The sequence below is a fragment of the Candidatus Phytoplasma meliae genome, from assembly GCF_016876135.2.
Genome location: NZ_JACAOD020000007.1, coordinates 46822 through 53850 on the forward strand (window position 1 = coordinate 46822; position 7029 = coordinate 53850).

4 protein-coding genes are annotated in these 7029 nt (G+C 26.8%); all 4 read right to left on the reverse strand.

The genetic code is table 11. From position 1 onward, the window contains the following. Positions 1–33: 33 nt before the first annotated feature. Positions 34–1377 (reverse strand): replicative DNA helicase, encoded by a 1344-nt coding sequence (dnaB, locus tag CHTY_RS02005; RefSeq protein WP_203552255.1) that lies wholly within the window; start codon positions 1375–1377, stop codon positions 34–36. After that, a complete protein-coding gene (gene rplI, locus CHTY_RS02010) occupies positions 1378–3912 on the reverse strand; it encodes a 50S ribosomal protein L9 (RefSeq protein WP_203552256.1) in 2535 nt (844 codons plus the stop codon). Positions 3913–4417: 505 nt separating this feature from the next. Further along, positions 4418–6124, reverse strand: coding sequence for a type I restriction-modification system subunit M (locus CHTY_RS02015; protein ID WP_203552257.1), 1707 nt, complete (start codon positions 6122–6124; stop codon positions 4418–4420). Positions 6125–6196: 72 nt separating this feature from the next. Beyond that, the coding region (locus CHTY_RS02020; RefSeq protein WP_203552258.1) for a type I restriction endonuclease subunit R, EcoR124 family at positions 6197–7029 on the reverse strand (833 nt) is incomplete at its 5' end.

Sequence of the window (7029 nt, forward strand, 5' to 3'; positions counted from 1 at the left end):
AATAAGAATGATAAGAGAAATTAAAAAAATAAATTAATTTTCACTAATATAAGGTTCTATTTCAGAAAAAAACATAAAATCAAAGTTAAGATTAAATTCGCGAACACCGATGGCGCCTTGACGATTTTTAGCCACAATAATTTGTGTTTTACCAGGACTTGTTTTTTTATCTTTTTGATAATAATCTTCTCGATATAAAAACATCACAATATCAGCATCTTGTTCAATCGATCCTGAATCTCTTAAATCAGCTAAAATAGGTCTTTTATCTTCTCTTTTTTCAACATCTCGCGATAATTGAGATAAGGCAATTACAGGAATTTTTAATTCACGCGCCATTTGTTTTAAACTTTGTGAAATTTCGGCTACTTCTTCTTGACGATTATTTTTTTTAGTTTTACGGATTAACTGTAAATAATCAATCATGACAACATCAAGTTTATTTTGACTTTTCAATTTACGACATTTAGCTTTAATATCTAAAATATTAACTGTTGCTGAATCATCAAAATAAATATTTAATTTATTCATAGTATAAATAGCTATCTCTAAAAGTCGTTTTTCATTAGAATTGACGCGGCTTAAATGAATTTTTTTATGTTCAATTTTAGCCACAGAACTAAGCATTCTCATAGCCAATTGTTCATTCGACATTTCTAAACTAAATATAGCAATATGTGGGCTTTGTTGATTATGTTTAGTGTTAGCAACATTAAGAGCCAAATTAAGCATAAAAGTACTTTTCCCCATCGAAGGTCGTGCTGCTATAATAATAAACTCTTCTGGTTTAAACCCTAAAGTAATATTATTCAAATTTTCAAAACCTGTTGAAAGCCCTACTAAATCTTTTTTTTGTTTAGTTTGAATGTTTTTAATTTTAATTTCTTGTAATAAATTTTTTAACTCTAATAACTCATTAGTTTTTTTTCTTTGAGTTAAATTAAAGATTTTTTCTTCCGCTTCATCTAAATAAGTTTGGACATCAACATCTTCATATCCTTTATTAGCTAAATAAGAAGCTGTATCCATAATTTCTCTTTTAAGAGCAGTTTCTTTAATTAACTCCATATAAGTATCTAAATATTGCGTTGAAGGGGTCATTTCTACTAATTCAATTAAATAATCAATGCCACCAATTTTTTGCAATAACTTTTCATTGTCTAAAGTGCCACTTATGGACACATAATCAATCTTTTGTCCTTCTTGATATAATTTTTTCATTGCTTTAAAAATATCTTGATGTTTAACATCATAAAAAGCATTTTCATTAATCATATCAACAGCAAAAGCTATTTTTTCAGGATTTAAAAGCAACACTCCTAATAAAGCGCGTTCAGCCTCAGGACTAAAAGGGATATTTTTATAATATTGACTCATTTATTTTTTTCTTTCAATAACGTTTAAAAAGAAAGTAGCTTTAATTTTGTCCGTTAAAACAACATCAACAGAATAAATACCAGTAGAAACAATCTCATTTTCTAGGATAATTTTTTTACGATCAATATAAATATTGTAAATCTTATGAAATTGATCAGCTATTTGTTTTAAAGTGATTTTACCATAAATTTTGCCTTTAGGTCCTAATTGAATATATAGGGTGATTTTTTTATCATCAATTTCTTGTTTCAATTTATGCATTAAAATTTCATGTTGTTGCTGTTGTTGTTTTTCTAAAAGTTGATTTTGTTCAATTTGCAATAAGTTATTTTTGTCAGCTAAAAGAGCTTTTTGATGTTGAATTAAAAAATTACCATAACCATTATTAACTTTAATAATATCATGTTTTTTGCCCTTATTAGGAATATCGGCTAATAAAATAATTTCCATATTCTTTTCACCTCTTTCATCATATTCTAATTTTAAAAAATGTTTTAAATTGTCAACTATTGTTTGAATATTATCCCCTTCAATTTGAGTAGCAGCGCTATTAAGATGTCCTCCGCCTTCCATTTGCTCCATAATGGTTTGCACATTAACTTGGTTGTAAGAACGAGCACTAATAGCTATTTTATTTTTAGCTATTTTAGCTATCATAAAAGCCGCATCAATATCATTAATATTTAAAACATTTTCAGCTACTTGTGCTAAAAAGGAACGATTATCGTAAACTTTATTACTGCAAATAATAGCAAAACGATCCATAAAAATTTCCATTTTAGAAATCAATTCGTTAATTTCTAAAACATTAGCAAAATTTTTACGTAACCAACTTTTAACTTCGATAGCATCAGCTCCCCAATCTTTTAATTTAGAAGCTACTTCAAAAGTTCTTGAACTGGTACGATAGATGAAAGCATTAGTATCAATTAAAATCCCTGCATACATGATGCTTGCCTCAAAGGGAGTGATTTTTACTTCTTGTTCCAAGAAATCAATAATTTCAACTAACAACTCTACCGTTGAAGAAGCAGAAGATTCCACATAAGAAAAAATAGATGGAATAATTTCTTCAGTAGCGCGATGGTGATCAATAATCACAATATTACTAGTTAAAGCAATTAATTCTGGACTATTCACCATATCTTTTGTTTGGGTATCAACAATGACCATCAAATCTTGGAAATTAATCATTTTCAAAGCTTTTTGAGTGGTAATAATATTAATGGTAGGCGTTGTTTCTTGTTGAAGAAAACGCTGATAAACAGGAATCAAACTTTTATCTAATTTTTCTTCATCAATCACAATATAATGATTAGCTTCAGGTTTAAGAGCTAAAGCTATTTTATAAAAAGTAATCATCGATCCTAAAGAATCAAGATCGCTGTAATTATGACCCATAATAAAACAATGAGGATGATTTTTAATAATATCCAATAGGTTTTGAGCGTTAACACGAGCACTAACTTTGGATTGTTTACTTAAAGAAGCAATTTTGGCTCCAAAATATTTAATTTTTTCATTCTCAATATTAACAACTACTTGATCACCGCCTCTTTTTTGTGCTAATTCAATCGCATTTTGACTATAAATCGATAATTTATCATAAGATAAATTCCAACAAGCAACCCCCATGGAAAGAGTAACTTTTAATTGATATTTATGAGAAATAGTGCGCACAGTATCTAAAATACTAAATTTGTTTGCCATCATTTTATCAAGATTTTGACGATTTAAAAGCAGCAAAAAACGATTATCAACTAATTGCTTTAAATAACCTTCATAAGGTTCAATAAAATCAGAAAGGGCGCTTAAATATTCCCCTTGAATTTGGGTTTGATCTGAAAGATCATAACGAATCAAAGATTCTTCTAAGTTATCAAAAGCAATCATGGATAAAGCTAAGGTTTTTTCTAAAAATAATTGTTTAATTTCTTCTTTTTCGGTGGCATCAAACAAATAAAAAACACTTAATTCTTTTTTATAAAAACACTCAAATTTTTGTTTTTCCAAAGTAACAATAGTTTTAGCATCATCGTTACTAACTAAAAGCGCCATTGCTTCATTAATTTGCTTTAAGGGAGTATTAATTTCAGGATATTTTAAAAGCGAGTTCGCATAAGGATTAAGCCAATGAATTTCTTGACTATGAGCATCAATTAATACAATGCCAATTGGCCATTCATTTAAAACCTCTTCACCAATTTGACTCACATGAAAAGATAATTTAGACCATAAAAATAATTTAGATTTTAAACGTTTGATTTGGTGATTTTTTTTAATATGCAATAAAAAACTAATAATAAAAGAGGCTAAAGTAATTTTTCCAAAAAACTTAAAAATAAACAAGATAATTTTTTTATCAAGTTCCTTAGGTTCCAAATGTGGTGTTGGCATTGGGGCGTCATTTAGTTTTTTAATAGTATCAAAAATGTCTATGATATTTTTATAATCATAAACAAAACCTATGATAAATAAAACAATAATTAAACAAATTATAATTAATTTAATATTATGTTTGTTTTTAGGAAACATAAAGAATCTCGCCTTCATTCATTTATTTGAAAACAATTAATAATTACAAAAAATAATTGGTTATGAAAATGAAAAGAACGATTTTGCATACAATTCATTTTCGACTTATAAGCTCAACTCTTGCTGTGTTTTATTTATCAAAAATTAATTGCTAATCACGAAATTATTTTTTCATGACGACTCATTATTAATATTTTAACACACTAAAAACAAAAAGTAACAATAAAATTAATTTTTTTAAGAAAAAATAAGAAAAAAATATTTATTAATTTATATTTATTTAATATTAAAAAAGTCTAGGCATCTCGCCTAGACTAAAACATTGGAGTCTAACTAAATATCTAAAAAAACCATCGAAAATGATGGTTTTTTTCTTTACCAAAATTTCAAAAAAAAAAAAAANCAACAAAGGAATAACCAATGAAAACTATCATTTCTCAAATAAAACATAATTTAGGGTAATTTGGAATTTATAAATTTTTTTACCTATTTTTTAACTTATTGATTATTTTTCTATCAATAAATGTTTTAATTTAGAAACACTAAATTCATCAATTTCTTGTTTTTCTAATTCTTGAATTTCTGTCAATAAACAATCAACATCAACAACAGGAGGTTCAAATTTTTTTCTCATGACATATTTATGAATACTTAAATTATAATCATTTTTTTGAATCTCTTCTACAGTAACTAAAGTTGCATATCCGTCAACATTTTCTCTCTTTTTAAATGTTTTAACAATGTTTTCAATATGTTTATCATTCAAAGAATTTCTATTTTTCTCAGGCACAAAATCACTTCTAGCATCTATAAAAAACACATCTTTATAAGGTTTATTTTTAGACATTACAACGATGTAAGCATAGGTTTCTGTTGCAAAAAAGAGATTATGAGGTAATAAAATAATTGTATGCAAAATATGATTATTAATTAATTGTTGACGAATATTTTTGGCATTTTTATCGGTAATAAAAAGTACTCCCGGAGGAATAATTATCACAGAAGTACCATCTTCTTTTAAATGATGTAAGGCGTGTAATAAAAAAGCATAATCTGCATTTTTGGTAGGTAAATTATAATTTTCAAATCGGTCGTCTTTTTTAATATGAGGTTTTTTTAAATCCTCAGTTAAAGTTTTATTTTTTAAACCGTAAGGAGGATTCATAACGATAATATCAAATTTCATATCTTTGTGTCTTGGGTCTGTAATAGTATTTGCATTAGCTAAATAAATATTTTGCGGTTTACGGTCATGCAAAATCATATTAATATGAGCCAATTGGTAAGTTTCTTCTGAACTTTCTTGTCCATAAATGTTACCCTTAAAACCTTTTTTTCCTTTAATGCGAGAAAACCTACCATCTTCTTCTTTTTTAATTAATCCATCTCTTAATTCAATTGCTTGAACTGTTCTCAACAACAAAGAACCCGAACCACACGCAGGATCATAAACATGATCGATCGCATGCTCTTTATCAAAACTTTGAATTGCTAATTGTGAAACTAAATCTGATGTTTTCACTGGAGTAAAAAACTCTCCTGCTTTTTTGCCTGTATTAGAAGCAAACTGTTCCATTAAATATTCATATACTTCTCCTAACATTTCGATACCATTGTGATAAGGGCAAAATTCATGAATAGCGTACATAATGTTTTTTAATTTGCTAATTCTTTTCTTATCATTATCACCCAAAGGTTGTAAATTAATATTTTTGAATATATCCGCCCAAGATACTTTATTGTCTGAATCCTTTTGTAAATCTTGCGAAGAATTATAAATTTCTTCAAAAGCACTTGATAAATCTCTGGTGTCAAACTTTTCATCTTTTAATTTTTGAATCAATCTTGTCCACCAAAATTCAGGAGCAATATAGTAATATCTTGTGGCTTTAGAATTTTGTATAATTTCTTCTTTTGCTTCTTTCCAAAATTCATCTACTTCTTGATCTTGAACGTTTTTTCTATTCTCTTGATTTTTTTCTTTATCTTGAACGTTTTTTCTATTCTCTTGATTTTTTTCTTTATCTTGGTGATCCTCCAAAACTAAATCTTTATAATACGTTTCATACATTTCAGATAAATATCGAAAACACAACAAAGCCATAATATATTTGCCAAATTGAAAAGCATTCATCTGTCCTCTTAAATCATTAGCTAATTGCCATAATGTATTTTTTAATTCATTGGCTTCTTTTTGATATTTTGATGACATTTTCTATCCCTCTTTATTTTTATATTTTATCCTCAATCGTGTTTTAGGGTGGTTTACTACAATGTACAATCTTTAAAAATATTTATTAACAATTTCTTGTAAATTATTTTTAATTTCTTTTATTAATTCATTTCTAATAGATAATGTTGATTTTGATTTTTGGGTTTCTTTTTCGATTAATTCTTTTCTTTGCGAAACTATTTTAGCAGCAGACGAATTTTTCAATTTTTCATCTATATCGGATTTGATGTTTAAATTTTTAGCCAAATCTTGACACCATTTTTCACAAACATTTTTAGGAATACCATAATCACTTTCAAATTTTAATAAACGTTCTTCTTTTTTTCGTTGTTTAAATTCATCACGATCTTGAATATAATTATCTGTAGGTTTAATTGCTTTACGTGAATCTAATTGTTCTTTAGTGCTTTCTAATTTATGTTTTTGTTCTAGTATGAGATCTAAAGCAAGTTTTTGCTCTATCATTTTTGAAATTTTTTTAATTTCTATAGGATTATTATAATTGTTTTTATTTTTTAATAATTTTTCAATATGGTCTGCATCAATAATACGGTGCTCCAACATTATTGGATTTACTTCTTCTCCATCAAGTACTTCTCCACCGAAATCAGTCGGAGATGAACCGCTGTCCCCAGGAATATTTCTTTCATTAAAATCTATTTGCCTCTTTATGTCTTTATATTGATTTTGATAATTTTTATAATTGTCTTTAGAAAAAAAATTCTGTAACTCTTCATCTTTAAAAAATTCAGATTCTTTACTAATAATATTATATTGTTTTGAAACTTTTTGAAAAATATTTTTAAATTGTCTTTTTTGTTCCTCAGATTTTAAATTAGATGCAGCATCAGGCGAAGGAAAACGATTCAATAAATTCGTAACAC